At 65.2% G+C, this 26,353-nt stretch carries 26 protein-coding genes; 11 read left to right on the forward strand and 15 right to left on the reverse strand.

The window, feature by feature from the left end; genetic code table 11:
- Nucleotides 1-100 precede the first annotated feature (100 nt).
- Genes B9A11_RS01910 through B9A11_RS01935 form a run of 6 tightly spaced genes read right to left on the reverse strand, consistent with a single transcriptional unit; the run spans nucleotide 101 to nucleotide 5,875 of the window.
- The gene (locus tag B9A11_RS01910) at nucleotides 101-748 is read right to left on the reverse strand and encodes an RluA family pseudouridine synthase (RefSeq protein WP_058246038.1); all 648 of its coding nucleotides are present in this window, start codon (nucleotides 746-748) and stop codon (nucleotides 101-103) included.
- 37 nt (nucleotides 749-785) lie between these two features.
- Entirely contained in the window at nucleotides 786-3,233 is a 2,448-nt protein-coding gene (locus tag B9A11_RS01915) for a GcvT family protein (protein WP_058246037.1), read from the reverse strand.
- An 18-nt stretch (nucleotides 3,234-3,251) separates the two neighbouring features.
- Nucleotides 3,252-3,620, reverse strand: a complete 369-nt coding sequence (locus B9A11_RS01920; RefSeq protein ID WP_058246036.1) for a GFA family protein — start codon at nucleotides 3,618-3,620, stop codon at nucleotides 3,252-3,254.
- A gap of 1 nt (nucleotide 3,621) precedes the next feature.
- The gene (locus tag B9A11_RS01925; RefSeq protein ID WP_058246035.1) at nucleotides 3,622-4,239 is read right to left on the reverse strand and encodes a LysE family translocator; all 618 of its coding nucleotides are present in this window, start codon (nucleotides 4,237-4,239) and stop codon (nucleotides 3,622-3,624) included.
- The gene (locus B9A11_RS01930; RefSeq protein ID WP_058246416.1) at nucleotides 4,236-4,697 is read right to left on the reverse strand and encodes a GAF domain-containing protein; all 462 of its coding nucleotides are present in this window, start codon (nucleotides 4,695-4,697) and stop codon (nucleotides 4,236-4,238) included. The genes B9A11_RS01925 and B9A11_RS01930 overlap by 4 nt, the downstream gene beginning before the upstream one ends.
- Nucleotides 4,698-4,702: 5 nt before the next feature.
- The gene (locus B9A11_RS01935; RefSeq protein ID WP_058246034.1) at nucleotides 4,703-5,875 is read right to left on the reverse strand and encodes an acetyl-CoA C-acyltransferase; all 1,173 of its coding nucleotides are present in this window, start codon (nucleotides 5,873-5,875) and stop codon (nucleotides 4,703-4,705) included.
- Between the two features lie 87 nt (nucleotides 5,876-5,962).
- On the opposite strand from B9A11_RS01935, the gene B9A11_RS01940 reads away from it, so the two are divergent.
- From B9A11_RS01940 to B9A11_RS01950, 3 genes are all read left to right on the forward strand, one after another.
- A complete protein-coding gene (locus tag B9A11_RS01940; RefSeq protein WP_058246033.1) occupies nucleotides 5,963-6,298 on the forward strand; it encodes an STAS domain-containing protein in 336 nt (111 codons plus the stop codon).
- A 21-nt stretch (nucleotides 6,299-6,319) separates the two neighbouring features.
- Entirely contained in the window at nucleotides 6,320-6,787 is a 468-nt protein-coding gene (locus tag B9A11_RS01945; RefSeq protein WP_058246032.1) for an ATP-binding protein, read from the forward strand.
- Between the two features lie 436 nt (nucleotides 6,788-7,223).
- Nucleotides 7,224-8,801, forward strand: a complete 1,578-nt coding sequence (locus B9A11_RS01950; RefSeq protein ID WP_058246031.1) for a gamma-glutamyltransferase family protein — start codon at nucleotides 7,224-7,226, stop codon at nucleotides 8,799-8,801.
- Nucleotides 8,802-8,854: 53 nt separating this feature from the next.
- Here the strand turns inward: B9A11_RS01950 and B9A11_RS01955 are convergent, their stop codons facing one another.
- The 3 genes from B9A11_RS01955 to B9A11_RS01965 are packed head-to-tail and all read right to left on the reverse strand — an operon-like array spanning nucleotide 8,855 to nucleotide 11,529.
- Nucleotides 8,855-10,225 (reverse strand): glutamate--cysteine ligase, encoded by a 1,371-nt coding sequence (locus tag B9A11_RS01955; protein ID WP_058246030.1) that lies wholly within the window; start codon nucleotides 10,223-10,225, stop codon nucleotides 8,855-8,857.
- Nucleotides 10,226-10,285: 60 nt separating this feature from the next.
- Nucleotides 10,286-10,810 (reverse strand): hypothetical protein, encoded by a 525-nt coding sequence (locus tag B9A11_RS01960; protein ID WP_058246029.1) that lies wholly within the window; start codon nucleotides 10,808-10,810, stop codon nucleotides 10,286-10,288.
- Entirely contained in the window at nucleotides 10,807-11,529 is a 723-nt protein-coding gene (locus B9A11_RS01965; RefSeq protein ID WP_058246028.1) for a 16S rRNA (uracil(1498)-N(3))-methyltransferase, read from the reverse strand. Before B9A11_RS01965 ends, B9A11_RS01960 begins: the two co-directional genes overlap by 4 nt.
- A 12-nt stretch (nucleotides 11,530-11,541) precedes the next feature.
- Here B9A11_RS01965 and ubiA point away from each other — a divergent pair, with 12 nt between their 5' ends.
- From ubiA to B9A11_RS01990, 5 genes are all read left to right on the forward strand, one after another.
- Entirely contained in the window at nucleotides 11,542-12,507 is a 966-nt protein-coding gene (gene ubiA, locus B9A11_RS01970; protein ID WP_058246027.1) for a 4-hydroxybenzoate octaprenyltransferase, read from the forward strand.
- 59 nt (nucleotides 12,508-12,566) lie between these two features.
- Nucleotides 12,567-14,489, forward strand: coding sequence for an OmpA family protein (locus B9A11_RS01975; RefSeq protein WP_058246026.1), 1,923 nt, complete (start codon nucleotides 12,567-12,569; stop codon nucleotides 14,487-14,489).
- A 35-nt stretch (nucleotides 14,490-14,524) separates the two neighbouring features.
- Complete coding sequence (locus B9A11_RS01980) at nucleotides 14,525-14,851, forward strand: hypothetical protein (protein ID WP_058246025.1); 327 nt, start codon at nucleotides 14,525-14,527, stop codon at nucleotides 14,849-14,851.
- A gap of 63 nt (nucleotides 14,852-14,914) precedes the next feature.
- Nucleotides 14,915-15,787: a TIGR01459 family HAD-type hydrolase gene (locus B9A11_RS01985; RefSeq protein ID WP_058246024.1), complete on the forward strand. Its 873-nt coding sequence runs from the start codon at nucleotides 14,915-14,917 to the stop codon at nucleotides 15,785-15,787.
- Between the two features lie 195 nt (nucleotides 15,788-15,982).
- Complete coding sequence (locus B9A11_RS01990) at nucleotides 15,983-16,426, forward strand: MaoC family dehydratase (RefSeq protein WP_058246415.1); 444 nt, start codon at nucleotides 15,983-15,985, stop codon at nucleotides 16,424-16,426.
- 122 nt (nucleotides 16,427-16,548) lie between these two features.
- Here the strand turns inward: B9A11_RS01990 and B9A11_RS01995 are convergent, their stop codons facing one another.
- Nucleotides 16,549-17,589, reverse strand: coding sequence for an NAD(P)/FAD-dependent oxidoreductase (locus B9A11_RS01995; protein WP_058246023.1), 1,041 nt, complete (start codon nucleotides 17,587-17,589; stop codon nucleotides 16,549-16,551).
- 90 nt (nucleotides 17,590-17,679) lie between these two features.
- On the opposite strand from B9A11_RS01995, the gene mnmD reads away from it, so the two are divergent.
- Together mnmD and B9A11_RS02005 are read left to right on the forward strand one after the other, a co-directional pair.
- Entirely contained in the window at nucleotides 17,680-18,342 is a 663-nt protein-coding gene (gene mnmD / locus B9A11_RS02000) for a tRNA (5-methylaminomethyl-2-thiouridine)(34)-methyltransferase MnmC2 (RefSeq protein ID WP_058246022.1), read from the forward strand.
- A gap of 1 nt (nucleotide 18,343) precedes the next feature.
- Entirely contained in the window at nucleotides 18,344-19,210 is an 867-nt protein-coding gene (locus B9A11_RS02005; RefSeq protein ID WP_058246021.1) for a DMT family transporter, read from the forward strand.
- Between the two features lie 120 nt (nucleotides 19,211-19,330).
- On the opposite strand, the gene B9A11_RS02010 is transcribed toward B9A11_RS02005, so the two are convergent.
- A complete protein-coding gene (locus tag B9A11_RS02010) occupies nucleotides 19,331-21,292 on the reverse strand; it encodes a lytic transglycosylase domain-containing protein (protein WP_058246020.1) in 1,962 nt (653 codons plus the stop codon).
- Nucleotides 21,293-21,423: 131 nt separating this feature from the next.
- On the opposite strand from B9A11_RS02010, the gene dapA reads away from it, so the two are divergent.
- Nucleotides 21,424-22,296: a 4-hydroxy-tetrahydrodipicolinate synthase gene (dapA, locus tag B9A11_RS02015; RefSeq protein ID WP_058246019.1), complete on the forward strand. Its 873-nt coding sequence runs from the start codon at nucleotides 21,424-21,426 to the stop codon at nucleotides 22,294-22,296.
- A 173-nt stretch (nucleotides 22,297-22,469) separates the two neighbouring features.
- On the opposite strand, the gene B9A11_RS02020 is transcribed toward dapA, so the two are convergent.
- The 4 genes from B9A11_RS02020 to lspA form a co-directional block, all read right to left on the reverse strand.
- Entirely contained in the window at nucleotides 22,470-23,783 is a 1,314-nt protein-coding gene (locus B9A11_RS02020; protein WP_058246018.1) for a M16 family metallopeptidase, read from the reverse strand.
- Entirely contained in the window at nucleotides 23,780-25,120 is a 1,341-nt protein-coding gene (locus tag B9A11_RS02025) for a M16 family metallopeptidase (RefSeq protein WP_058246017.1), read from the reverse strand. The genes B9A11_RS02020 and B9A11_RS02025 overlap by 4 nt, the downstream gene beginning before the upstream one ends.
- 88 nt (nucleotides 25,121-25,208) lie before the next feature.
- Nucleotides 25,209-25,730 carry a DUF3035 domain-containing protein gene (locus B9A11_RS02030; protein ID WP_058246016.1) on the reverse strand — a complete coding sequence of 174 codons (522 nt, stop codon included), beginning with the start codon at nucleotides 25,728-25,730 and terminating at the stop codon, nucleotides 25,209-25,211.
- A 52-nt stretch (nucleotides 25,731-25,782) separates the two neighbouring features.
- Entirely contained in the window at nucleotides 25,783-26,253 is a 471-nt protein-coding gene (gene lspA, locus B9A11_RS02035) for a signal peptidase II (protein WP_058246015.1), read from the reverse strand.
- Nucleotides 26,254-26,353 lie beyond the last annotated feature (100 nt).

A 26,353-nucleotide genomic window follows, 5' to 3' on the forward strand; every position in this document is an offset into this window, starting at 1 on the left:
GCAAAGTGGGGGCTCTGCCCCCCGGCCTGCGGCCTCCCCCCGGGATATTTGCAAAGAGAAGAAGATGCGCCGTGGGTTTGGGCCTGCGGCGCATCGCGTTTTAAAAGTCGGGTTTGGCGCGGAATTTCATGCCTTTGCCGCTTTCGGGGTGGTTCACGCGCAGCTCCTCGGCGTGGAGCATCATGCGCGGGTAGTTGGAGGCGGTTTCGGGCGCGTAAAATGGATCGCCAAGGATCGGGTGGCCGAGCGCCAGCATGTGCACGCGCAGTTGGTGGCTGCGGCCCGTGAGGGGGAAGAGGCGCACGCGGCTTTCGTCCGCGTCGGAGCGCAGGACTTTGTAGTCGGTGACAGAGGGTTTGCCGGTCTCGTGGCAGACCATCTGGCGCGGGCGGTTTGGCCAGTCGACGATCAGCGGCAGGTCGACCTGGCCTTCTTTCGGCTCAAGCTGGCCAGCGACGCGGGCGATGTAGGTTTTCTTGACCTTGCGGGTTTCGAACTGTTGCCCGAGGTGCTTTTGCGCGTGGGCCGTCATGGCAAAGACCATCACCCCCGAGGTGTCGCGGTCGAGCCTGTGGACGAGGCGGGCCGTTGGGAAGGCCGCTTCGATCCGGGTCAGCAGGCAATCGGCCAGGTGGTCGCCCTTGCCCGGCACGGACAAGAGCCCCGCCGGTTTGTTGACGATCAAGAGGTCGCTGTCTTCGTGCAGGACGGGGATGTCGCCGGTCGGGGGATTGTATGCGTCGCTCATGGCCCCCTATTGGCAAGCATCCTGAGCCAGCGCAAGCCTAAGCGCGTGTGCGCGCCCCGGTGGGATCGTATGCGGGGCGCAGGTGGGCGCGGGCCGCGATGCGCTGGCCTGCCACGTCGATGTGGTAATCGGCGGATGTCAGCTCTGCGGCAGAGCGCCCGTCGGTTGGCACATAGCCAAGGCCCACGGCGGCGCCCAAGCTGTGGCCGTAGGCGCCTGAGGTCAGGTGCCCGACGATCTGGCCGTCGCGCAGGATCGGCTCGTTGTGGTAGAGCATCGGGCCGGGATCGCTCAGGACGAATTGCAGCAGGCGGCGGGTGATCCCTGCGTCCTGCGCCCTCAGCACCGCGTCGCGGCCGATGAAGGCCGGTTTGCCCGTGTTGACCGCAAAGCCAAGACCCGCCTCGAGGACGTGGTCCTGGCAGGTGATGTCATGGCCGAAATGGCGAAAGGCTTTTTCGATGCGACAGCTGTCCATGGCGTGCATCCCGCACAGGCGCAGGCCGTGGTCCGCGCCCGCCTGAGCCAGCGTGTCGAACAGATGGGCGGCGAATTCGGTGGGGACGTACAGCTCCCACCCCAGCTCGCCCACGTAGGACACCCGGTGCGCGCGCGCATAAGCCATGCCGATCTCGATCCGGCGCGCGGTGCCAAAGGGAAACGCGGCGGAGGACAGATCGTCCGGCGAGACCGCTTGCAGCAGCGCGCGGGCGTTTGGCCCCATGACCGCAAGGACCGCCTCGGCGGAGGTGACATCGGTGACGACGACCCGGCGCTGCCCCAAGTGGCGGGTCAGCCACGTCTGATCGGCGCGGCGGGTGGCGGCGGGGGTGACCACCAGGTAGGCGGTTTCGGACAGGCGGGTGACGGTGACGTCGGCCTCTATCCCCGCAGTTTCATTCAGGAACTGCGTGTAGACGATGCGCCCCACCGGGACCGACAGATCGCCGCCGCAGACGTGGTTGAGAAAGCTTTCGGCGTCCGACCCCTCGACGCGCAGCTTGCCAAAGGACGACATGTCATATGCCCCGACGGCGGTGCGCAGGGCGGTGTGCTCGGCGGCGCTGTTCTTGAACCAGTTTTGGCGGCCCCAGCTGTAGCGGTAGGCGCGCGGCTGGCCGGGGGCGGCGAACCAGCCCGGTCTTTCCCATCCGGCCAGCTCGGAAAAGACCGCGCCCGCGCTGTCCATCTGCGCATGAAAGGGCGAGCGGCGCAGCCCGCGCGCGGTGGCCTTTTGCCGGTAGGGAAAGTGGTCGGCATAGAGCAGGCCCAGCGTTTCCGTCACCCGTGCGGCCAGATAGCCGCGGTTGGTCTGGAACGGCTCGGCGCGGGCGATGTCCACATCCCCAAGGTCAAAGGGCCGCGCGCCCGCGTCCATCCACTGCGCCAGCGCCATCCCGGCCCCGCCCGCCGACTGGATCCCGATCGAGTTGAACCCGGCGGCGACCCAGACGTTGTCCATCCCCGGACACAGGCCCAGATGATAGGCATTGTCGGGGGTAAAGCTTTCGGGGCCATTGAAGAACGTGTGGATGCCCGCCTGCCCCAGCATCGGCATACGCGCGATGGCCTGTTCCAGGAGCGGCTCAAAGTGGTCCACGTCCTCTGGCAGTTGGTCGAATTCAAAGCCCTCCGGGATGCCGTCCACGGCCCAAGGCTTGGCACGCGGCTCGAACGCGCCCAGCATCAGCTTGCCCGCGTCCTCTTTGTAGTAGGCGCATTCGTCCGGCACCCGCAGGACCGGCAGGCGGGACAGCCCTTCGATGGGTTCAGAGACGATGTAGAAATGCTCGCAGGCTTGCAGCGGCACATCGGTGTTCAGCATCCGGCCCACCTCGCGGCCCCACATGCCCGCGCAGTTGACCACGTGGTCGCAGGCGATCTGGCCTTGGGTGCCGTCCTCGGCCTGCCACGCCACATGGGTGATGCGGGCGCCGGTGCGGGTGACGCCGGTGGCCTTGGTGCGCTCGGCGATCCGTGCGCCGCGACCCCGCGCGCCCTTGGCCAGCGCCAGCGCAATATTGCCGGGATCGCCCTGCCCGTCCTTGGGCAGGTAGACGCCGCCCACCACGCCATCGGTGTTCAGATGCGGGTAAAGCCGGGTGATGTCCCCCAGCCCGATCTCGTCGACCTCGACACCAAAGGCGCGGGCCATGGCGGCGGTGCGGCGCAGTTCCTCGTGGCGCTCGGCGGTCAGGGCGACGGTGATCGACCCCGTCCGGCGAAAGCCCGTGGCCACGCCGGTTTCCTCCTCCAGCGCGCCGTACAGCTCTTGCGAGTATTTCGCGAGGCGGGTCATGTTGGCCGAGGACCGCAGCTGCGCGATCAGCCCCGCCGCGTGCCACGTGGTGCCAGAGGTCAGCGCCTTGCGTTCCAGCAGCACCACGTCGCGCCACCCCAGCCGCGTCAGGTGATAGGCCAGCGAGCAGCCGATAATGCCGCCTCCGATGATGACAACGCGGGCGGAGGTCGGCAGGTCGGTCATCGGCTGGCTCCTTAGGCGTTAGCTTTGCGGCACATCGTCGGTGATAGCGTAGTAGTCGCCCTTGTCCTTGGTAAAGATGTGTTTCTCAAGCGTGATGCCGGTCGGGTTGTCCAACGCGCCAAGGGCAAAGCTGATCGTGTCCTCGGCGTGGGCGTGCCAGAACAGAAAGCTGCCGCAGGTGGGGCAAAAGCCGCGCTGCGCCTGTTCAGAGCTGTCGTACCAACGGACGTCGCCAGTAATGCGCAGCGCCGCACGTGGCACATAGGCCGAGCCCCAAAGGTGCCCCGATTGGCGGCGGCATTGGGAACAGTGGCACAGGCTTGGCCCTTGGGGCTGTGCGCTGGTTTCGAACTGGATCGCGCCGCAGAGGCAGTGGCCCTTGGTCATGTCATGTCCTTTCGGGGAAAGAGGCCGCGCCAAGCGCCAGCCCATACAGGATAAAGCAACCCGCCAGCACCCGGCGGATGGTGGTGTTGGCCACGGCGGACAGCGCGCGGCGGCCAAGCCACGCGCCAAGCGCGGTGTAGCTGGCGTAGCTGGCGGCGGTGATGGTCAAAGCGGTGGGCACGATCACCCACATCTGCTGGGCGATGGGCACATCCGTTTGCACGAACTGCGAAAAGGCGGCGAGGTAGCCCGCCACGGATTTCGGGTTCAGCGTCGCGATGGCAAAGGCACGGCTGTAGATGTGGCTGGAGGCGGCGATCGGGGCGATGGGCTGATGCGCGCGCATCCAAGCCCGCAGGCCGAACCAGATCAGCAGCGTCGCGCCTGCGAATTTCGCCACGGTGAAGGCGGTGGGAGAGGTGGCGATCAGCGCCGTCACGCCCAGCGCCGAGAGGGTCAGGAACAGCAGCGCCTGGGTCAGGATGCCCGCCACGCCCCACAGCGCGCGGGCAAAGCCATAGGTCATGCCGTTCTGGATGCAGTTGGCCGCGTTCGGCCCCGGAGAGGTCACGAACACCACCCAAAAGCCTGCAAAGATCAGCCAGCCGTCCAGACTCATGCCGGGCAGTCGGCGAAGGCGTCGTCGAGCAGCGCTTGCAGCGCCTCAGCGTCCTCTTGCGTGAACGCCTCGGGCCAGTCGCTGTCGATGTCGAACACCCCCAGCAGGATGCCCGCGCCGTTGCGCACCGGCAAGACCAGCTCGGAGCGCGTGGTCGAGGAACAGGCGATGTGGCCCGGGAAGGCCTCGACATCGGCCACCAGCTGCACCTGTCCCGTGCGCGCGCAGGCCCCGCAGACCCCGCGCGAGAACGGGATCACAAGGCAGCCGTGGCCGCCTTGGTACGGGCCGATTTTCAAGAGTTCAGGCGCCACTACGCGGTAGAACCCCGTCCAGTGAAAGCGCTCGTCCGCGTGGTGCACCTCGCAGGCGATGGTCGCCATGAGGGCCACGCTGTCAGTCTCTCCCTCGGTCAGGGCGCGCAGCCCCTTGGAGAATTCGGTGTAGTCGATGCGCATGGCGGTCACAGCCGTTCGATGGCGATGGCGGTGCCTTCGCCGCCGCCGATGCAGATCGCCGCCACGCCGCGTTTGAGCCCGCGCGTCTCCAGAGCGTTCAGCAAGGTCACGATGATCCGCGTGCCCGACGCGCCGATGGGGTGACCCAGCGCGCAGGCCCCGCCGTTCACGTTCACGATGTCGCGCGGCAAGCCCATCTCGTGCATGAAGGCCATGGGGACCACGGCGAAGGCCTCGTTGACCTCCCACAGGTCCACGTCAGAGACGCTCCAGCCGATGCGCTCCAGCAGCTTTTGCGCGGCGGGGACCGGGGCCGTGGGGAACAAGGCCGGGGCCTGCGCGTGGCTGGCGTGACCAAGGATGCGGGCGCGCGGCACTTGGCCTGCCGCCACCGCCGCATCCAGCGTCGTCATCACGAGGGCCGCCGCCCCGTCCGAGATCGAAGAGGAATTCGCCGCCGTCACCGTGCCGTCCTTGCGAAAGGCCGGTTTGAGCATCGGGATCTTTTCGGGGCGCGCCTTGCCGGGTTGCTCGTCGCGGGTGATGACCTCTTCGCCGTGGCGGCTGTGCAGGGTCACCGGGGTGATTTCCCCGCCAAACGCGCCCGAGCGTTCGGCGTCCAAAGCGTTGGACAGCGACGCCAGCGCGTATTGGTCCTGCGCCTCGCGGGTGAACTGAAAGGCCTCGGCGCAATCCTCGGCAAAGGTGCCCATGAGGCGGCCCTTGTCATAGGCGTCTTCCAGCCCATCAAGGAACATGTGGTCGATCACCTGCTGGTGGCCAATCCGCGCCCCGCCGCGCATTTTCTCTAGCAAATAGGGCGCGTTGGTCATGCTTTCCATGCCGCCCGCGATCATCGTGGTCGCCCCGCCCAGCGCCAGCCGGTCAAAGGCCATCATGGCGGTTTTCATCCCCGAGCCACACATCTTGTTGAGCGTGGTGGCCGGGACCTCTTGGCCAAGACCCGCGGCAAAGCCCGCCTGCCGCGCCGGGGCCTGCCCCTGCCCCGCGGGCAGAACGCAGCCCATCAGCAGCTCATCGACCGCAGGATTGCCCGCAGCGCCCCAAGCGGCCTTGATCGCAGCGCCCCCCAGCTCGGCGGCGGTCACATCCGAGAAAATCCCCTGAAACCCGCCCATCGGCGTGCGCGCGGCACCCGTAATAACGACATCTTTCATCAACTTACTCCCTCTCCTGAGAACATTGATACCGAATGGTAAGGAATTGCGTCTAGGGTCTGGATCAAACGCAATAGCGAGGCAGGCATGAACTTTACGTCACGTTCTCTCGATGGGATCGAGGTTATCACCGTGGATGCAGACCGCATCGACGCGGCGGTCGCGATTCAATTCAAGGACCGGATGCGCGAGGAAATGGCCAGCGCGTCGGGCCGGATGGTGCTGGACTTGCAACATGTGGATTTCATTGATTCCAGTGGCTTGGGCGCCATCGTCGCGGTGATGAAACTGATGCCGCAGGGCGCGAAACTGGAACTGGCCGGGCTGACGCCGTCGGTCGACAAGGTGTTTCGCATGACCCGTATGGATTCGATCTTTAGCATCCATGACAGCGCCGAAAGCGCCTCGGCCCACCCCGCCTGACCCCCAGACAGGAACCCTGCAATGAAAGCGGAGCAGCATGGCGACGGCAGCATCACCATCCGTTGCGTCCTAAGCAGCACCGCCGAGGACGTGCGCGCTGCGCTGGCCGGGATCAATGATCTGCTGATCAAACATGGGCGCCCGCCGGGGCTGGGCGACATGTGGGAACTGGCCTTGGCCGAGGTTCTGAACAATGTCGTCGAACACGCCTACCGGGATCGCAGCGACGGTGAAATCCGGGTCGATCTGAAATTCGCCGACAGCTGCCTGCGGGCGCGGATCGTCGATTTTGGCGCGCCGATGCCGGGGGGCGTGCCCCCCTGCGGCAAGATGGCCGATCTGGATGTCCCGACCGAAGACCTGCCCGAAGGGGGCTTTGGCTGGTTCCTGATCCGCAGTCTGGCAAATCGGCTCACCTATCATCAATGCGACGGCGCAAACCACCTGACCCTCGAAATCCCCCTTCAGTGCGAGGACAATTCCGCCTAAGCGCGCCGTTCATCCACAGGCTTCGCAAAATGACCGCGCCGCCGCCACATTCCCGCCGCATAGGACCGTCATACCTGTTCTTGTAGCTGCATATGGCTTCCCTCGGTGCCGGGCGTTTTCAGCCCCCACCCAGTGTCCGGCACCGAGGTACTACCCAAGCAAACAGTCGCGCCCCTTGGCCGGCTGTTTTTTCGTTTTTAATCAAAGCCAAAGCACTCCGCCACGCGGCCACAAAACAATCAAACCAGCTCCACATTTTCGCCCTGTTTCGCGGGCATACTTGGTTCTGTAGCTGCATATGGCTTCCCTCGGTGTCGGGCGTTATCAGCCCCCACCCAGTGTCCGACACCGAGGCTCTAACCCGCTGATACTCCCCCAACAATTGACGCGCCCCGGATGACGGGTATGGTGCCCCCAAAGGGGAGGATCCAAATCCATGCGTGATTTCCAACATCCGGGCCGCTCGGCGGTCTTTGCCACCAACGGCATCTGCGCCACGTCGACCCCGTTGGCCAGCCAAGTCGCCATCGACGTTCTGCGCCGGGGCGGCAACGCGGTAGATGCGGCCATTGCGGGCGCGGTCCTGCTGGGGCTGGCAGAGCCGCAGATGACCGGGATCGGCGGCGATTGCTTTGCGCTGATTTCGCCCGCCGGGGGCGAAGATGTGATCGCGGTCAACGGCTCGGGCCGCGCGCCCGCCGCCGCCAGCGCCGCGGCTTTGCGCGACCAAGGCCTGAAGACCGTGCCCACCGACAGCGCCCATGCGGTGACGATCCCCGGCGCGATTGACGCCTTTTGCACCATGTCCGAAAACTGGGGCAAGCTGGGGCTGGCCGACAGTCTCGCCCCCGCGATCCACTACATGCGCGACGGCGTGCCCATCGCGCCGCGCACCGTGTTCGACTGGCGCATTGCCGAAAACGCCCTGCAAGGGGCTGCGCGCGATCACTACCTTCTGGGCGGTAAGACCCCGAATGTCGGCGACATTTTCCGCCTGCCGGGCCAAGCCGACGTGCTGGAACGCATCGCCAAAGACGGCCGCAAAGCCTTTTACGAAGGCGAAGTCGCAGAAGACATGGTCGCCGCGCTGACCGCCGCCGGGGGTGTCCACACGCTGGACGATTTCGCCGCCACAAAGTGCACCATCGGTGAGCCTTTGGCAGGCCACTACAAGGGCCGCGAGCTGCTCGAGCATCCGCCCAACGGCCAAGGCGTCACCGCGCATCTGATGCTGAACATCCTGTCGCAATTCGATCTGGCCAGCATGGACCCCTTTGGCGCCGAGCGCGCGCATATCGAGGCCGAGACCGCCAAGCTGGCCTACGACGCCCGCAATCGCTTTCTCGCCGATCCGGCGCATATGACCCGGCTGGACCATCTGACCAGCATGGAAACCGCGCAGAAACTGGCCGCGTTGATCGACCCGAACCGGGCCATGGCCTCGGCCACTTCGATCAGCGAATCGGTGCACAAAGAGACGATCTACATCACCGTGGTCGACAAGGACCGAATGTCCGTGTCGCTGATTTACTCGGTGTTTCATAGCTTTGGCTCGGGGATCGCCTCGGACAAGTTCGGCATCCTGTTCCAGAACCGCGGGGCGGGTTTCTCGCTGGAACAGGGCCACGCCAACGAGATGGCCGGGGGCAAGCGCCCGATGCACACGATCATCCCGGCGATGGTGCGCGACGCGGGCCGTGTGACCATGCCGTTCGGCGTGATGGGCGGGCAGTACCAGCCCAACGGCCACGCGCGGGTGATGACGAACCTCACCGACTATGGCCTTGATCCGCAGGCAGCCTTGGACGCGCCGCGCAGCTTCCCGCAGGATGGCAAGTTGCAGGTGGAACGCGGCTATTCCGACAAAGTGCGCGCCGAGCTGGCGGCCAAAGGCCACGACGTGGAAATCCCGGAAACGGCGATCGGCGGCGCGCAGGCGATCCTGATCCACGACAATGGCGTGCTCGAAGGGGCCTCGGACCCGCGCAAAGACGGCTGCGCGATCGGCTATTAAAGACAAAGGGCGGGGATCAGACCCCGCCCTTTTCTCATCGCGATACCAAAGCGTTAGTAGCTATAGGCCGCGTAGATTTTCGACAGATCGCCGCCCCAGTCGCCGCTATAATGCTCTAGCAGTTCGTCGGCCAGAACCTGCCCGCTTTCGACGCTTTCCTTGAGCGCGTTCAGGAAATGCGTCTCGTCGGGCACAAGGCCGCCCGCGCCGGGCATGGCGCGCGCCTTGAGGCCCGCGTCGCAGATGTCCAGCACCTCGCGCGCCAGATCGTGCATCGAAATCGAGCCGACCTTGGCCTGCAAGCCTTGCTCCGACGCGCCGACGCGCAGCGCTTCGCGGGTTTCCGCGTCCCAGCCCTTGACCAGATCCCAAGCGGCATCCAGCGCGGTCTGGTCGTAAGTCAGCCCCACCCAGAACGCGGGCAGCGCGCACAACCGCCGCCAAGGGCCGCCATCCGCGCCGCGCATCTCGATGAACTTCTTGGCGCGCGCCTCTGGGAAGAGCGTGGTCAGGTGGTCGGCCCAATCGGACAGCGTCGGCTTTTCGCCGGGCAGCGCGGGCAGCTCGCCTTTCAGGAAATCGCGGAAGGATTGCCCCAAGGCGTCGATATACTTGCCATCGCGGTAGACGAAATACATCGGCACATCGAGCGCGTACTCGGCATAGGCCTCGAAGCCGAACCCCTCGTCAAAGACAAAGGGCAGCATCCCGGTGCGCGCATCGTCCAAGTTGCGCCAGATCCAAGAGCGATAGGATTTCATCCCGTTGGGCTTGCCCTCAAAGAACGGCGAGTTGGCGAACAAGGCGGTGGCCAACGGTTGCAGCGCCAGCGCCACGCGCAGCTTTTGCACCATATCCGCCTCGGACCCGAAATCGAGGTTCACCTGAACCGTGGTCGTGCGGCGCATCATGGCGGTGCCAGCGGTGCCGACGGTGCCCATATAGCTGTCCATCAGCTTGTAGCGGCCTTTCGGCATCAAGGGCATCTCGTCGTGCGACCATTCGGGCGCGGCCCCCAGACCGATAAAGCCCACGCCGATCTCGTCCGAGATGCTTTTGACCTCGGCGAGGTGCTCGTTCACCTCATCGCAGGTCTGGTGGATCGTCTCTAGAGGCGCACCCGACAGTTCCAACGCGCCGCCCGGTTCCAAGGACACATTCGCGCCGTTGCGCTCCAGCCCGATCAGCTTGTCGCCTTCGCGCACTTCGGACCAGTTGTAGCGGTCGCGCAGGCCGGTCAAGACCGCGAGGATGGACCGCTCGCCCTCGTAGGGCAGCGGCTTGTGTGTATCCTTGCAGTAGCCGAACTTTTCATGCTCGGTGCCGATGCGCCAATCGGCCTTGGGTTTGCAGCCCGCGGCCATGTACTCGGCCAGTTGTTCGTGACGTTCGATGGGACCGCCACCGGATTGGGGGATGGACATGGGGACTCCGGGTCTGCTTACGCTTTGAAGGTCTAGGGATGCGGGGAATGCGCGCCCGTGTCAATGCAGCCGAGGGGCGGTATTGCGCACATCCTGCCTGCGCCAGATGACAACCGGGTGATCCGGGGTGCTTTGCATCTGCCGCAGCATGTGTTCGGTGCGGATGCCGGGCAGGCTGGCAAAGGCGTCGAACAGCGTGTCGGCCCCTTCGGCGGTCAGCGGGATCGCAAGCGGCAGTTGCCCCGGCTGGGCCAGCAGCCAGTGTGGCGGCTCGGACGTGGGGTCGAGCGTCAGGGTGGTGATGTCGTCAAGGTCGATGACCCCGCCGGACAGCGGCCCGAAATAGGTGATGCGCTTTTCGATGACGTTAACGACGCCGGGGCCGTCGCGCCCCATGCGAAAGCGCGCGCGTTGGATGCCTGCGAACCCCAGCAGAGCGCCCACCGCAATCAGCAAATAGCCGATGTAATGCAGGATACCGCCGCCGGTGAAGAACCCCCAATAGGCCCCAAGCGCGGCGATGCCAGCGCCGGTCAGCGTTTCTTTCCAACGGTTTATGGCTTCGGCGGCCTCGGGGCGGATCATGCCCAATCCCCCAAGGCCTTTTGCCACAGGGTCAGCGCCGCCACCGCTGCCGTGTCGGCGCGCAGGATACGCGGGCCAAGCGCCACCGGATGCGCGTGAGTAAGCCCATGCAGGCGGGCGCGTTCAGGCTCCGAAAAGCCCCCTTCGGGGCCGATGAAGATCGCCCAAGGGCCGCGCTCTGCCGCCCCGAGGTCAAAGGCCTCGCCCACCTTGGCCTCATCGCAGAACATGATGCGGCGCGTCGCGTCCCACCCGTCGAGCAGGGCAGACATCCGCTGCAAATCATCCACCTCGGGGACAAAGGTGCCGCCGCATTGCTCGGCGGCCTCGACCGCGTGCGCCTGCAAGCGATCCTGCCGGATGCGCTCGGCATTGGTAAACTCGGTTTGCATGGGGATGATGCGCCGCGCGCCCATCTCGGCGGCTTTTTCGACGATAAAATCGGTGCGCGCCTTCTTGATCGGGGCAAAGCACAGCCACAGGTCGGGCGGCACCATCAGGGGCGCGGTCTGCTCCAGACACAGCAACTCCCCGCCGCGTTTGCCCGCGCTGGTGATCTGCGCACGCCACTCGCCGTCGCGGCCATTGAACAGGGCCACCTCGCCGCCGACCGCCTGCCGCATCACCCCGAACAGGTAATGCGCCTGCGGTTTCGTCAGCTCGACCGGTTGCTCCTCGCCCAGAGGGTGCTCTACATACAGGCGTATCTTGGGTTTCATGAGGCACACCATATGACCGGCACCAACCATATGCCAGAGCCAGAAGGCCAGGTTTCCGACGCGGTCAAGGGCAACTGGGTCGACCACCTCGCGCCCGCCTTTACCCGGCCCTACCTGCGCCTCAGCCGCGCCGACCGGCCCATCGGGACGTGGCTGTTGCTGTTGCCGTGTTGGTGGGGGTTGCTGCTGGCCATGGTGCATGACGGGCAGGCGTCTTGGTTCGATCTGTGGATTTTCCTGTCCTGCGGCGTGGGCGCGGTGCTGATGCGCGGCGCGGGCTGTACGTGGAACGACATCACCGACCGGCACATCGACGGCAGCGTGGCGCGCACGGCTTCGCGGCCCATCCCCTCGGGTCAGGTTACGACGAAACAGGCGCTGGCCTGGGCGGTGGCGCAATGCCTTGTGGCCTTTGCGATCTTGCTGACCTACCCGCCCATGGCCATCGCTCTGGGGGTGCTGTCGCTGGGGCCGGTGGCGATCTATCCGTTTGCCAAGCGGTTCACCTGGTGGCCGCAGGTCTTTCTGGGGATCGCCTTTAACTGGGGCGCCTTGCTGGCGTGGACGGCCCATTCCGGAGAGCTGAAACTGCCCGCCGTGCTGCTGTATATCGCGGGCATGGCGTGGACGCTGTTCTATGACACGATCTACGCCCACCAAGACAAAGAGGACGACGCGCTGATCGGGGTGAAATCCACCGCGCGGCTGTTTGCCGAGGACACGCCGCAATGGCTGTCGCGGTTCCTTGTGGCGACGGTGGCCTTGATGGGGATGGCGGTGATTGCCGCTGCGCCCGATGGCAACATCCTGCAAATGGTGATTCTGCTGGTGGGGCCGTGGGCCATGGGCTGGCACCTGCTGTGGCAGATGCGACAGCTGAAACTGGATGATAACGACCGTCTGCTTATGCTGTTTCGCGCGAATCGCGACGCGGGGCTGATTCCCGTGCTGATTTTCGCCGGTGCGCTGTTCGTCTGATTGCTTAACCTTTCGCAACTCCGTATCAGGACGTGAACAATACAGGATTTTCAGCGCTGATGCGGCTTTCCTCGATATTTACCACGGCGGCGATTTTCGCAGGGGCCGGTGCGGTCAGCCTGATCGCCGCGAATTTCTCGGTTCAGGCCATCGAGGCCGCCTCCAAGACCGATGTGTTGACCGAACTGGACAACGACGGGCTGACATGGGCCGAGGTGGACACCAACGGCTTGCAAGTCTTCCTGATCGGCACCGCCCCCGATGAGGCGGCTCGCTTCCGCGCGCTGTCCACGGCGGGGCGCGTGGTGGACGCCGCCCGCGTCATCGACCAGATGCTGATCGAGGAACCCGAAGAGCTGAAACCGCCGCATTTCTCGGCGGAAATCCTGCGCAATGACGCCGGGATCTCGATCATCGGGCTGGTGCCCGCCACCACCGACCGCGCTTTGCTGATCGAAGAATTTCAGGCCATGGTGGGCGACGCAGAGGTCACCGACCTGCTCGAAAGCGCTGACTTCCCCGCCCCCGATGGCTGGGACGACGCGATGCTCTATGCCACCCGCGCGCTCAAGGATTTGCCCCGCTCCAAGATTTCGGTGACCGCCGACAGCGTGGCGATCAAGGCCATGACCGAAAGCGAACAGGTGCGCGTGCGGCTGGAAAGCGCGCTGATGCGCCGCAAGCCCGAGGACATGGACCTGACGCTGGACATTTCCGCCCCGCGCCCGGTGATCTCGCCCTTTACGCTGCGCTTTATCATCGACGAGACCGGCCCGCATTTCGACGCCTGCTCTGCCGACACCCCCGAGGGGCGCGAGCGTATCCTCAAGGCCGCCGCCGACGCTGGCATGACGGGCAAAGGGTCGTGCACGCTGGGCCTTGGGACACCATCGCGGCGCTGGCCCGACGCGGTGTCTCTGGCGATTTCCAAGCTGGCGGAACTGGGCGGTGGGTCCGTGACCTTTAGCAACGCCGACATCGCGCTGGTCGCCGCCGAGGGCACCAATCAGGCCGTGTTCGACCGTGTCGTGGGCGAGCTGGAAACCACGCTGCCCGATATTTTCGCCCTGAACGCGTCCTTGCCCAAGACTCAGGTAGAGACCGTCGAAGGCCCGCCCGAATTCGTCGCGACCCTGTCGCCCGAGGGCGCGGTGCAGCTGCGTGGCCGCCTGTCCTCCGAGGTGGCGCGCCAGACCGCCGACAGCTATGCCCGCGCGCGCTTTGGCTCTGAGGATGTGTTCACCGCTGCCCGCGTGGCCGAGAACCTGCCGATGGACTGGCCGGTGCGCACGCTGGCCGCGCTCGAGGTGCTCTCGCAGTTGGTTAACGGCGCGGTCACCGTCACCCCCGACAATATCGCCATCACCGGCAAGACCGGCAACGCCGACGCCAACGCGCAGATCGCCGCTTTGCTGGCCTCGAAACTGGGCGATGACGTGAATTTCGAGATCAAGGTCGAGTACGAAGAGCGCTTTGACCCCTCGCTGGGCATCCCCACCCCGGAAGAGTGCGAGGCCCGCATCACCGAGGTCATCGGCGCGCGTAAGATCACCTTTGAGCCCGGCTCCAGCCGGCTGGATGCCTCGGCCAAGGACATCATGGACGAGCTGGCCGAGATGCTCAAACAATGCGGCGACATCCCGATCGAGATCGGCGGCCACACCGACAGCCAAGGCCGCGAGACCATGAACGCCGAGCTTAGCCGCGAACGCGCGCAGGCGGTTCTGGATGCTTTGCGCGCCCGCCAGGTGCCGGTGCGTGATTATTCTGTCAAAGGCTATGGCGAAACCCAGCCGATTGCCGATAATGGCACCGAGGAAGGCCGCGAAGCCAACCGCCGCATCGAGTTCAAACTGCTGAAGGCCGAGGCAGAGGCCGCCGAGCAGGATGAACCCGAGCAAGAGCAGGCAGACCCGGACGCCGAGGCAGGCGAGCCGGTCGCAACCACCAACGACGGGGACGCAGCCCCCGCTGACAACTGACAGGGCGGTCAACGCTCGGGACAAAGGGACCTTGGATGAACAGATCCGAATTCATCATCGTCACGGCCATTATCTTGTTCGTGGCATTCGGCCTTGGGTGGTTTGCCCACTGGCTCATCCACCGCTTCAAGCGCGTCAGCCAAGCCGACATGGATCAGCTTGAACGCATGAGCCAAGAGCTGCACGAGGCCGAGGAAACCCGCGATCAGGCGATCACCTACCTGCAACAGCGCGAGGCCGAGCTGACCAACCAGTTGGCCCAGACAGAGGCCGAACTGCGCGCCGCCATGGACGGGTTGCGCGAAGCCCGCCAAGAGGCCGAGGAAATGCGCGTCTACGTCGAGCGGCTCAATCAGGGCTAGCCTTTCCCTTGGGCGCGCTATGTGGAACAAGGACGGTAACTTTTTCCACGCGCGAACAGGCCCATGACCCAGATTATCGAACAGCTCTCTGACATTTCCGCCAATTACGACGCGCTTTTCGTCGATCTGTGGGGCTGCGTGCACAACGGCGTCAAAGCCTTTCCGGAGGCGGTCGCCGCACTGCAAGCTTTTCGCGCCGGTGGCGGCACCGTGATCCTGGTGACCAACGCCCCGCGCTCGCGCCACGAGGTCGCCAAGCAGCTGGTCAAATTCGGCGTCCCCGAGGATGCCTATGACGACATCGCCACCTCTGGCGACAGCGCCCGCGCCGCCATGTTCCAAGGCGCGGTGGGCCAAAAGGTCTGGTTCATGGGGCACGACTTTGACCTGTCGTTCTTTGAGCCGCTGAACCTGATCGACAACCCGGTCGCCGTGGAGCGCGTCGACCTTGAGGACGCCGAAGGCATCGTCTGCTGCGGTCCCTTCGACCCCCACGCCGAACCAGAGGTCAACCGCCCCGAGTTCCTCTATGCCAAGCAAAAGGGGCTCAAGCTGCTCTGCGCCAACCCCGACATCGTCGTCGACCGGGGCGAGCGGCGCGAATATTGCGCCGGGGCGCTGGCCAAGCTCTATACCGAGATGGGCGGCGAGAGCCTCTATTTCGGCAAGCCCTACCCGCCGATCTATGACCTCGCGCGCCGCCGCCTGTTCGCGCATCGCCCGAACGTGTCCGACAGCGCCATTCTGGCCATCGGCGACGGCCCCGCGACGGATATCCAGGGCGCCATGGGCGAGGACATTGATTCCCTCTTTATCACCGGCGGCCTTGCCAAAGAGGAAACCAAAACCGACCGCCAGCCGGAAAAATCCGCGCTGGAAGACTACCTTGGCACGGCGCAGATCGCCCCGCGCTTTTCGATCGGTTACCTGCGTTAACCTCACTATTCCAACAGCTTACACCGCCCCGCCCGCCCATCCGGCGCGCGGGGCTTTTTGTGCCACATGCGACCATTTGTGGAGCCTGCCGCGCGAATTTCCCCTTGTTTTTGCTGCATCTGCAAAGTAATAAAATTTCACAGAGCGCCGAAGGAGTGCGCGTTTATTACCGAAGGCCTGATCTTGGAGGGTGAGATGTTGGACAATTTGCCACGCGGAACCATCTGCATCGAAGACATCGAAATGGGCATGTCCCGCTACCTGCGCAAGGTGGTCACCGATGAAGACATCGAGATGTTCGCTCAGGTCTCGACCGACCGGAACCCAGTGCACCTCGATGACGAATACGCGCAGGACACCATCTTTGAAGGGCGCATCGCCCACGGGATGCTGACCGCGGGCCTGATTTCGGCGGTGATCGGCGAACAGCTGCCCGGCCACGGCACGGTCTACATGGGCCAGACGCTGAAATTCCTCGGCCCCGTGCGCCCCGGCGACACTGTCTACGCCGAGGTCACCGTGACCGACATCGACCATGCCAAGCGCCGCGTGACGCTGGATTGCCAGTGCACCGTCGACGGCAAAAAGGTGCTGATCGGCGAGGCAAAGGTGCTCGCGCCCTCGCGCAAGTTCGACTAACCACCGCCATCTCGGCAACCATAAGGGCAGGCTCCCGACCTGCCCTTTTTTGTTTGCCGCAACGCAGGCTGCGGGACGGTGGGCGGGGCGATGTTCCGCAGGAACGAGCGCCGGACAGCGGCCTACAAACACGCCTCCACCCGGAACCCCTCGGGGATCGCATCGCGCCCCTCCAGCACCAGATCGGCCATCACCGCGCTGACCTTGGGCGCCATCCCAAAGCCGATCTTAAAGCCCCCGTTGGCGATGAAATGCCCCGCCCGGTCCGGGTATGCCCCCAGCATCGGCGCCCGGCTCCGCGCCCGTGGCCGCACCCCGGCCCAGCGCTCCAAAACCTCCGCGCCTTCCAGCACCGGCAAAGCCGCCCGCGCCCGCGCGATCAGATCCTCGCACTGCTCATCCACCCCAGTAGGGTCGTCAAACTCCCGCTCAGAGGTCGATCCAATGGCCAGCGTCCCATCCGCGTGCGGCACCAGATGCAAGCCCCCGACGAACAACTGCGGGGCCTCCGGCGCGGCATACTTCATCAGCACCGCCTGTCCCTTGATCCCATCGCCGACCTTGCGCGACCGCCCCTCGGACAGCGCCCTCAGCCCCTGCCAACCCGTCGCCCAGACCACCGCGCCTGCGTCCTCTGCCTCAGACACGACGGCAACCCCCGACGCCTGCAACGCCGCCACCAAGGCCGCACAGGCGCGCCGCGGGTGCATCCGCGCGGTCAACGTATCGCGGATCAAGAACCCCGAAGGAGAGACTGGCGCAAATTCCCCCGCCTCGCCCGCCTCGACGACCTCCCACACCGCATGATCCTGCCAAAGCGGCTTTGCAGAAATCGCACGCGCCTGCGCCAGCTCCAGCCCATGCGCATCGGCAATTGGCTGCAAGCGCCCGGTCCGGCCATAGCCCGCCGACACGCCGCCCACCGCCTCGACCCCGGCCCAGAACCCTGCTGCCATCAACAGGCTGTCCAACTGAAACGCCTTCTTTTCATTCCAGTTTTCCGGCACATGTGGGGCCAATGCCCCCACCAGACCGCCCGAAGACCCGGCCCCAGCGCCATATGGGTCCACCACCCGCACACGGGCGCCGCGCTGCACGCAGGCCCAGGCAATGCTCAGACCAAAGATCCCGCCCCCCCGCACGGTCACGTCCACTCTTGCCATTGCCCTCTCCTGCCTGCAAACCTGTGCCAAAGGGGGCCACGCCCCCGCCTCAAACCCTGCATATTCACCCGCTGCGCAAAGGGCCAGCCGATGACGACCTCCTCGCTTGATTGGCGCGGCGATATCCCCGTGTCGACCCGGTTCGACGACCCCTACTACTCGCTCGAACATGGCCTGAACGAGACGAAACACGTCTTTCTGACCGGCAACGCCCTGCCCGAGCGCTTTTCCGATGGCTTCCACATTGCCGAGCTGGGCTTTGGCACCGGCCTCAATCTGCTCGCTGCTTTACAGCTGTGGCGCACATCAGGCCAACAGGGTCGCCTGCATTTCACCACCTTCGAGGCCTTCCCCCTGCAAGGCCCGGAAATGATCCGCGCGCAGGCCGCCTTTGCGGAAATCACCGACATCGCCGCCGAGCTCGCCCCCTTCTGGCAGCAAGGCGCGCGGCAATTCACCCTGCCCGACCTGCACTTCGAAATGATCCAAGGCGACGCGCGCGAGACCCTGCCCGAATGGCAAGGCAAGGCCGACGCGTGGTTCCTCGACGGCTTCTCCCCCGCCAAGAACCCCGAACTGTGGTCGCCCGAGCTGCTGCACGCCGTCGGCCAGCACACCACACCGAACGGCACCGCCGCCACCTACACCGCCGCCGGCCACGTGCGCCGCGCGCTGGCGGACGCGGGCTTTGACGTCACGCGCATCCCCGGCTTTGGCCGCAAACGCCACATGACCACCGCAAGGAAAGCCTGACATGGCCCAGCAAAACACCGGCCTCGGCATCTGGCTCATGGTCCTCACCACCTTTGTCTTCGCCATGCAGGACGGGCTCAGCCGCCACCTCGCGGGGGAATACAACACCATGATGGTGGTGATGATCCGCTACTGGTTCTTCGCCGCCTTTGTCATGGCCATCGCCAAACGCAAAGCCGGCGGCCTGCGCGCCGCTGCCCAAAGCCACACCCCATGGCTTCAGGCGTTCCGAGGCGCGCTGCTGGTGGTCGAGATCAACACAATGGTCATCGGCTTTGTCTACCTCGGCCTCGTCGAAAGCCACGCGGTCTTTGCCGCCTACCCGCTGCTGATCGCGGCGCTCTCGGGCCCCGTCTTGGGCGAGCACGTCGGCTGGCGTCGCTGGGCCGCCATCGGCGTCGGCTTCGTCGGCGTCATCATCATCCTGCAACCCTCGGGCGGCGTCTTCTCGCCCTACGCGGCCATCCCGCTGGGCGCGGCCCTGATGTTCGCGCTTTACGGCCTGCTCACACGCTACGTCGCCAGACACGACACGGCGGCCACGTCGTTCTTCTACACCGGCACCGTCGGCGCGGTCACCGCGACGCTTATCGGCATGTGGTTCTGGCAACCCATGACCGCGCCCGATTGGGGCTGGATGGCGCTGCTCTGCGTCACAGGCGCGCTTGGCCATTACACCCTGATCCGCTGCTACGAAGTCGCCGAGGCCAGCGCCGTTCAACCCTTCGCCTACCTGCAACTGGTCTTCGCCAGCGCCCTCGGCATCGCAGTCTTCGGCGAATCCATTCGCGCAAACGTCGCCCTCGGCGCTGGCCTGATCGTCGCCGCAGGCCTCTTTACCCTCTGGCGCGCCCGCCAAACCGAATAAGCCCGCAGCTTCTTCTCTTTCAAAATATCCCGGGGGAGCCGCAGGCGGGGCAGCGCCCCCTCCACATAAAAATGCTCACCTCCGGTGAGACGGGGCAGCGCCCCCTCCCCGTCCTCAAAACTACTCCGTCACCACCGGGATCGCAGGCATCGTTGCCCCGATCAGCTCCTGCGAAAACGGCACCGGATGCGGCTCCAACCCCAACCGCGCGCGATACACCGGCAAGCTCTCAGTCACCCGCATCACGTAGTTGCGCGTCTCGTCAAAAGGGATCGTTTCGATCCAGTCGATCACATCAACCTCACCCTTGCGCGGATCGCCATAGGCCTCCATCCACCGAATGGGCCGCGACGGCCCGGCGTTATACCCCGCCGCCATCATCACCGCATTGGCGCCAAACCGCTCGGACAGCTCCGCCAGATAGGTGGACCCAAGCCGCGCATTATAAGACGGATCGCTCAGCAGACGCTCGCGGCTGTACTCCAGGCCGAGACCCCGCGCCACCTCCTGCGCCGTGCCCGGCATCAGCTGCATGTACCCGCGCGCGCCCGCGCCGGACACAACCACCGGATCGAACTCGGACTCGCGCCGCGCAATGGCCAGGACCAGCTCCTTTGGCACGGGAAACTCGGTCTGGGCAATGCGCCGGGGCACCGCGTAATATGGCCCCGGCAGCTCTATCCCGTATTGCGCCGCGCGCTTGCCCAGCATCACCTGCACATGCGGGCGCTGCATATCGGCCAGCATGGCCCCCATCAGCCCCATCCCCTGCCGGTCCAGCCCTTCGGCCAGATGGGTCAGGAACCGCTCACCCAGCGACGTCTCCCCCGCCGCCAGCAACAGGATCGCCGCCTGAAAAACCGAAGACTTGGTAAACGCCGCCTGCCGCCAGTCGCCGAAATCCTCAAGACCGTTCAAGCGCGGATCAGGCGCAATGCCGCCCCGCTCTGCCGCCAGCAACCCGTAGAACGAGGTCTGGAATTGCGCGCCCATCTTGTAAGCCTCTTGCGCCGCCTCGGCATTGCCCGCCGCCTCATGCGCGCGGCCCAGCCAATAGCCCGCCCGGCCCACGGAAATCGGCGTCCAGACCGCCTCTCGGAAGCGGTCAAAATGCGCCACCGCCCGCGCCGGATCGTTCAGATGCCGCAACGCGATAAAGCCCGCCAGCCACTCGAGATCGGCAAAATCGCTGCCGTCATACAGCCAATTCTGCGCGGCGATCTGGTAAGCCTCGGCATAGGCGCCGTCCCGCATCCGCTCGCGCGCCAGATCGCGCCGCTCTCGCGCCCAAGCCCAGGGCGCGCCCAAATCCTCGACGCTGCCGGAATGCGCCAAGAGCAGCTCGATCGCATCCGCCGAGCGCCCTTTGCGTGCCCGCCACAAGAACCGCTCGAACGCCAGTCCGGGATGATCCTGCAACGCCTCTGGCACCTTGGCGATCAGGGTATCCACCCCGCCCGCATTGTTGCGCAAGGCCATGCGCGCCTCGGCCAAAGCCTGCCAACCTTCGTCCACCAAGGGGACCATCGCACCGGCGTTCTGGCTCCAGCCCTTCCACAGGGCCATGTCCAACCGCGCGGTGTGATGCTCTTTCAGGACATCGCCCCATGCGTCCAGAAACGCCCGCCGCTCGCTGCTGGACAGCGCCAAGGTCCGCCACGCAAGGACCACCTCGGCCTGCGCGGCCCCGTCGTCGCCTGCCTCTGCATAGGCCCGCGCCAGCGCCAAAGCCCCGGTCCCGGTCTGCGGACGCACATCCGCGAAAAAGGCCCGGATCTCCTCGGCAGAAGCCTGCGACATGGCCGCCTCGGACTTCTCCCGCAAATAGGGCAGCCCCGGCCAATCTGGATTACGCGCCAGGAAATCCTGCACCTCGCGCGCATCCCCCAGCCCCGCCCGCAGGTTGTGCCACAAGATCACGTCCAGCGCCGCGCGCCCGTCGATGCGCGCCTCGATCTGCGCCCCGCCCCAGTCGCCGCGCCGCATATCCGCCATCGCGCGCCCCAGCGCCGCCCCCGCATCCTGCGCCACGGCAACCGTGGCGCTACACAGCAGGACCAACAGGGCAAAGACACGAGACATAAGCTTGCAATTTCCGTGGCGACGATGAATAGACACGACTCGGGAGGATACCGGCAGAGTCGTGATCATCAACTCACATCTGCGACAGAATAGATACCCCCTCCCGCAGTTAGAAAGAAAAGGAGCGCGTCATGTTCAAAGGGTCTATGCCTGCACTGGTCACGCCGTTTAAAAACGGTGCGGTGGATTTCGACGCGCTTAAACGTCTGGTGGATTGGCAGATCGACCAAGGCTCGCACGGGCTGGTCCCCGTCGGCACCACCGGCGAAAGCCCCACCCTGACCCACGAAGAACACGAAGCGGTCATCGACTGCGTCGTGCAGGCCACCAAGGGCCGCGTGCCGGTCATCGCGGGCGCGGGCAGCAACAACACCGCCGAGGCGGTGCGCTTTACCCAGTTCGCCGCCAAGGTCGGGGCGCAGGGCGCGCTTGTCGTGACACCCTACTACAACAAGCCGACCCAAGCGGGCCTGATCGCGCATTTCACCGCCGTCCATGACAGCGCGGATATTCCGATCGTGATCTACAACATTCCCGGCCGCTCGGCTGTGGACATGACCCCCGCCACCATGGGCGAACTGGCCAAACTGCCGCGCATCGTCGGGGTCAAGGACGCAACGGGCGATCTCGCACGGATCTGCGCCCAGCGGATCACCTGCGGGCCGGACTTCATTCAGGTCTCCGGCGAAGACGCCACCGCCCACGGCTTCAACGCCCAGGGCGGCACCGGCATGATCTCGGTCACCGCCAACGTGGCCCCGGCGCTTTGCGCGCAAATGCAGAACGCCTGCCTGGCAAACGACTACGCCAAGGCGCTGGAACTTCAGGATCGCCTGATGCCCCTGCACGCTGCGATCTTCACCGAACCGGGCGTCTCGGGCGCGAAATACGCCATGGCCAAGCTGGGCCTGTGCGACGGCGAAGTCCGCCTGCCCCTGCTGCCGGTGACCGATGCCACCGCCGCCAAGCTGGACGCAGCCCTCGCCCACGCCGGCTTGCTCTAAACGGGCCGCTCTAAACGAACACACCCAAAACAAAACGGGCGCAGCCATCCCAGCCGCGCCCGTTTTCTTTTACCCAGCCCCGCGGCAACCCACGCCTCTGTGACGCGCGCCGCCCCGGTCTTCTTCTCTTTATAAATATCCAAATCCCAGACAGCGGCAGGCGCAAACGCCGCTCACTGCACCGGCACCTCCAGCCCCTCGGGCCGACCGACCACAACGAAATGCAGCGCCTCGGGCCGAAGCAGTTCGCCCGCCACGCGCTTCACATCCTCCAGCGTCACCGCCTCGATCTGTGCGTTGCGCGTGGTCACGTACTCGGGCGTCAGATCATCCATCTGCATCCCCACCAGAATACGCGCAATCGGCCCGTTGCCATCAAACCGCAAGGGATAGGCGCCCGTCATATAGGTCTTGGCCTCGTCCAGCTCTTGCTGCGTCACGCCTTCGGCGGCCATCTTGGCCCATTCGGCGCGGATCACCTCGATCGCCTCGGCAATCCGGTCATTGGCCGAGGCCACGCGCCCCAGATACAGTTCGGCGTGGTCCTTGGGCACGAGGTAAGAGTACACCCCATAGGTCAGCCCGCGCTTTTCGCGCACTTCGTCCATCAGCCGCGCCTCAAAGCCGCCGCCCCCAAGGATCTGGTTCATCACATAGGCGACAAAGAAATCGGGATCGTCGCGCTTCATGCCGCGATGCCCGAACAAGGCCACCGACTGCGGCGTGTCAAACGGGACCACGGTCACGCCCGCTTCGGTCTGGACCTCCACGTCCGCAGGCAAGGGCAGCCCCTCTTCGGGCAGGTCCGACAGCAAGGCATCCATCAGCGCCGCCAGCTCCTCGGCGGTGATGTCCCCGGCCGCCGACACATAGACGCGATCCTTGGCCAAAGCGCCCCGGTGCGCCGCCAGCAGATCGTCGCGGGTCAGCGCCGTGACGCTGTCCACCGTGCCGCTGCTGGACGAGCCATAGGGGTGATCGCCAAAGACCTTGGCGTAGAAGGTGTCGCCGACAATCTCGTCCGGGTCTTTCGAATCCGACAGGATTCCCGACAGCACCTGCTGGCGCACCCGTTCAATCGCCACCTCGTCAAAGCGCGGCTCGATCAACGCCGCGCGCAACAGCGCCATCGCCTCACTTCGCGTTTCCGTCAGGAACTTGGCCGACACGCTGACGGTGTCATCGCCGCTATCGAACCGCAAAGACGCGGCAATCGCCTCTCGCGCGGCGGCAAAATCGCGCGCATCCATGTCGCCGGTGCCCTCTTCGAGCAAGCCCACCATCAGGTTCGTCGCCCCGCGCTTGCCGGGCAGATCAAGCGAGGCGCCGCCCTTGAACCGCAGTTCCAACGCCACAAACGGGATCGAGTGATCCTCGACCAGCCACGCGTTGAAGCCGCCGGGGCTGGTGACCTCTTGGATCTCGATCTCGGCCCGCGCGGTCGCGCCAAAGACGATCAGCACAAAGCCCAAAACAAAGCGCATCATTGCGTCACCTCCTGCGAAGCCTTGAGATAGCCGGTCACCGATTTCTTGCGGTCAAAGACCTCGCGGGCGGCGTTCATCACGTCCTCGGCGGTCACCGCCTGCAGCACTTCGGGCCACTCTTGCACGTCCTCAATCGTCAAGCCGGACGTCAGCGCATCACCGTACCGCCGCGCCAACCGGCCCACATCGTCCTGCGCATAAATCTGCGAGGCTTTCATCTGGAACTTGATCCGCTCCAGCTGCTCGGGGTCAACGCCCGTCTCCATGAACTCGGCCACGGTGGCGTCCATCGCGGCCTCTGCCTCTTCCAAGGTCACACCGGGCGCGGGCACGATCACAAGGCTGAACGTCCCGTCATCCAAGGTCGTCCCGTCATAAAACGCCGAGGCATAGACCGCTGTCTGCGCCTCAAACTGCAACTTTTGCGTAAAAACAGAGGTCTGCCCACCGCCCAAGACCTCGGCAAGGATCGACAGCGCGGCGGCCTTTTCCTGCGCGCCGGGGTCGCGTTCGGGGGCGAGATAGCTGCGCATCACATAGGGCTGCGCCACGCGCGGATCGGTAAAGACCATGCGCCGCTCGGCCATGTGGCGCGGCTCTGATGCGCGCACCCGCTCGCCCAGATCGGGGTTGGGCGCAAGCGGCTCGTAATACTGCTTGGCCAAGGCTTCGACCTCGGACGGGGTCACATCCCCCGCCACGATCAGGATCGCGTTGTTGGGCGCGTAATACTTGCGGTAGTACCCCAGCGCGTCGTCCAGATCGAGCTGCTCCATCTCGTGACGCCAGCCGATCACCGGCGTGCCGTAGGGGTGGTTCATATAAAGCGCCGCGCGCTGCTGTTCGCGAAACAGCGCACCGGGGTCACTTTCCGTGCGCTGGTTGCGTTCCTCGATGATCACGTCGCGCTCTGTCAGGATTTCCTCGGGGCCAAGCTGGATGTTGAGCATCCGGTCGCTTTCCATCTTCATCATCAGGTCCAGACGGTCCGCCGCGATGCGCTGGTGATAGGCGGTCTGGTCATAGCTGGTAAAGGCGTTGTCCGTCCCGCCGTTCGCCGCCACCGTGGCGCTGAATTCGCCGGGCTCCAGCGTCCGGGTCCCCTTGAACAGCAGATGTTCGAGGAAATGCGCGACACCGGACGCGCCGCGCGGCTCATCGGCAGAGCCCGCCTTGTACCAGACCATATGCACAACGACCGGGGCGCGGTGATCCTCGATCACCACGACATCCATGCCGTTATCCAGCGAAAAGGTGGTGACAGGCGCGCCATCCGTGGCCGCAAGGGCGGCGTTTGCCCCAAAGACAAAGGCAAACAAAGCCGTCAATTTGCGCATCGCGTACTCTCCTCCGAAAGTGGTTAAGGAAAACCTACGCGATGAAAAGTTAACTTCAAGCTACCGTGACGGGTTTGTGAACGCGGGTTTATTCCGGCGGGGCCGAAGGCGTGCCCGCGCCTGCCGCGCGGTAGCGTTCAAGCCACGTATAGCCGTCCAGCGTTTCGCGGCGGTAGGCGCGGGTGTATTCGTCGCGCGGCACGATCGACCACGTGAACAGCGACCGGCGCTTGCGGAATTCCAGATCGGTGGCGGCCAGTTCCTCGCGGATTTGCCCGTCGCGGCCAAAGCGGCTGGCCGAGCGCACCAGCGCCACATCGCCCGACGGCACGCCCTGCCCCGTCGCTTGCACCCGCGCGGGATTGCCGCCCAGCACCGCCACGGCATCGGCCAGCGGCGTTGCATCGGTGCGGTTCGCGCCCCCCGGCGTGGGGGTCGGCAGATCGGCATAGGTTTCGGGCTGCGTCAGCGGCTTGTGCGGCACGATCGCGAACTCTTCCGGCTGACCGGAGTTGGTGCGCAGATCATGCAGCGTGATGTCCCGCTCGTAGCCGCTACAGGCGGTCAGGGCGCCAAGCGCCAGAAATGCAACAAGGTGCGATGCCCGCATCGTCCCCCTCCGGTTCCGTTTCCCACAGCCTTAACGCATTAAAAACCCGGCGTCACGGGGCCTTTTTGCCCGATGGGAACAGAACAAGCCCGAATGCGCCGACAAAGATCGCGATATCCGCCACGTTAAAGGCAAAGGGATTGTTGATCCCGCAGCACGACATATTGAGAAAGTCCGCCACCGCGCCATAGACAATGCGGTCAATGACGTTGCCCAGCGCCCCGCCGATCAGCAAACCGGCCGAGATCAGCCCCCATTTCCCCGGCGGATCGCGGCGCATCCACACCGCGACAAACAGCACGATCCCCAGCGCCACGGCGATCAGGATCCAGCGTGTGCTGTCGCCTTCGCCGCCGAACAGGCCAAAGTTGATGCCATCGTTCCACGCCATGCGCAGGTTCAACAGCGGCGGCAGCACCGGGATGAACAGCTTGTTCCCAAGGCCCATGACATGGACCACCAGCACCTTGGTGATCTGGTCGATCACAAAGATCGCCAGCGCGGTTTTCCACACCAAAGCCATGGGGCGTGTGATCGGTTTCTGGGTCAACTCGGCCTCTTTTGGTCTTTTGTCCGCTTGGCGCGGGGTCATATAGCGTTAACAGAAGATACCGAAACACGGG

Origin of the sequence: Tropicibacter naphthalenivorans (genome assembly GCF_900176475.1) — a bacterium.
In the GTDB taxonomy this organism is placed as follows: Bacteria; Pseudomonadota; Alphaproteobacteria; order Rhodobacterales; family Rhodobacteraceae; genus Tropicibacter; species Tropicibacter naphthalenivorans.

Excerpts from the sequence above, each read along its gene's own strand:
- lspA (WP_058246015.1), bottom strand. The coding sequence starts at position 26,253 with ATGGCTTTGGTGTGGAAAACCGCGCTGGCGATCTTTGTGATCGACCAG.
- B9A11_RS01975 (WP_058246026.1), top strand. The coding sequence starts at position 12,567 with ATGCGGCTTTCCTCGATATTTACCACGGCGGCGATTTTCGCAGGGGCC.
- B9A11_RS01990 (WP_058246415.1), top strand. The coding sequence starts at position 15,983 with ATGTTGGACAATTTGCCACGCGGAACCATCTGCATCGAAGACATCGAA.
- B9A11_RS01980 (WP_058246025.1), top strand. The coding sequence starts at position 14,525 with ATGAACAGATCCGAATTCATCATCGTCACGGCCATTATCTTGTTCGTG.
- B9A11_RS01945 (WP_058246032.1), top strand. The coding sequence starts at position 6,320 with ATGAAAGCGGAGCAGCATGGCGACGGCAGCATCACCATCCGTTGCGTC.
- B9A11_RS02010 (WP_058246020.1), bottom strand. The coding sequence starts at position 21,292 with ATGTCTCGTGTCTTTGCCCTGTTGGTCCTGCTGTGTAGCGCCACGGTT.
- B9A11_RS01995 (WP_058246023.1), bottom strand. The coding sequence starts at position 17,589 with ATGGCAAGAGTGGACGTGACCGTGCGGGGGGGCGGGATCTTTGGTCTG.
- B9A11_RS01985 (WP_058246024.1), top strand. The coding sequence starts at position 14,915 with ATGACCCAGATTATCGAACAGCTCTCTGACATTTCCGCCAATTACGAC.
- B9A11_RS02030 (WP_058246016.1), bottom strand. The coding sequence starts at position 25,730 with ATGCGGGCATCGCACCTTGTTGCATTTCTGGCGCTTGGCGCCCTGACC.
- dapA (WP_058246019.1), top strand. The coding sequence starts at position 21,424 with ATGTTCAAAGGGTCTATGCCTGCACTGGTCACGCCGTTTAAAAACGGT.
- ubiA (WP_058246027.1), top strand. The coding sequence starts at position 11,542 with ATGACCGGCACCAACCATATGCCAGAGCCAGAAGGCCAGGTTTCCGAC.
- B9A11_RS01930 (WP_058246416.1), bottom strand. The coding sequence starts at position 4,697 with ATGCGCATCGACTACACCGAATTCTCCAAGGGGCTGCGCGCCCTGACC.
- B9A11_RS01940 (WP_058246033.1), top strand. The coding sequence starts at position 5,963 with ATGAACTTTACGTCACGTTCTCTCGATGGGATCGAGGTTATCACCGTG.
- B9A11_RS02020 (WP_058246018.1), bottom strand. The coding sequence starts at position 23,783 with ATGATGCGCTTTGTTTTGGGCTTTGTGCTGATCGTCTTTGGCGCGACC.
- B9A11_RS02025 (WP_058246017.1), bottom strand. The coding sequence starts at position 25,120 with ATGCGCAAATTGACGGCTTTGTTTGCCTTTGTCTTTGGGGCAAACGCC.
- B9A11_RS01960 (WP_058246029.1), bottom strand. The coding sequence starts at position 10,810 with ATGATCCGCCCCGAGGCCGCCGAAGCCATAAACCGTTGGAAAGAAACG.
- B9A11_RS01935 (WP_058246034.1), bottom strand. The coding sequence starts at position 5,875 with ATGAAAGATGTCGTTATTACGGGTGCCGCGCGCACGCCGATGGGCGGG.
- B9A11_RS01955 (WP_058246030.1), bottom strand. The coding sequence starts at position 10,225 with ATGTCCATCCCCCAATCCGGTGGCGGTCCCATCGAACGTCACGAACAA.
- B9A11_RS01910 (WP_058246038.1), bottom strand. The coding sequence starts at position 748 with ATGAGCGACGCATACAATCCCCCGACCGGCGACATCCCCGTCCTGCAC.
- mnmD (WP_058246022.1), top strand. The coding sequence starts at position 17,680 with ATGACGACCTCCTCGCTTGATTGGCGCGGCGATATCCCCGTGTCGACC.
- B9A11_RS01950 (WP_058246031.1), top strand. The coding sequence starts at position 7,224 with ATGCGTGATTTCCAACATCCGGGCCGCTCGGCGGTCTTTGCCACCAAC.
- B9A11_RS01965 (WP_058246028.1), bottom strand. The coding sequence starts at position 11,529 with ATGAAACCCAAGATACGCCTGTATGTAGAGCACCCTCTGGGCGAGGAG.
- B9A11_RS01925 (WP_058246035.1), bottom strand. The coding sequence starts at position 4,239 with ATGAGTCTGGACGGCTGGCTGATCTTTGCAGGCTTTTGGGTGGTGTTC.
- B9A11_RS01915 (WP_058246037.1), bottom strand. The coding sequence starts at position 3,233 with ATGACCGACCTGCCGACCTCCGCCCGCGTTGTCATCATCGGAGGCGGC.
- B9A11_RS02005 (WP_058246021.1), top strand. The coding sequence starts at position 18,344 with ATGGCCCAGCAAAACACCGGCCTCGGCATCTGGCTCATGGTCCTCACC.
- B9A11_RS01920 (WP_058246036.1), bottom strand. The coding sequence starts at position 3,620 with ATGACCAAGGGCCACTGCCTCTGCGGCGCGATCCAGTTCGAAACCAGC.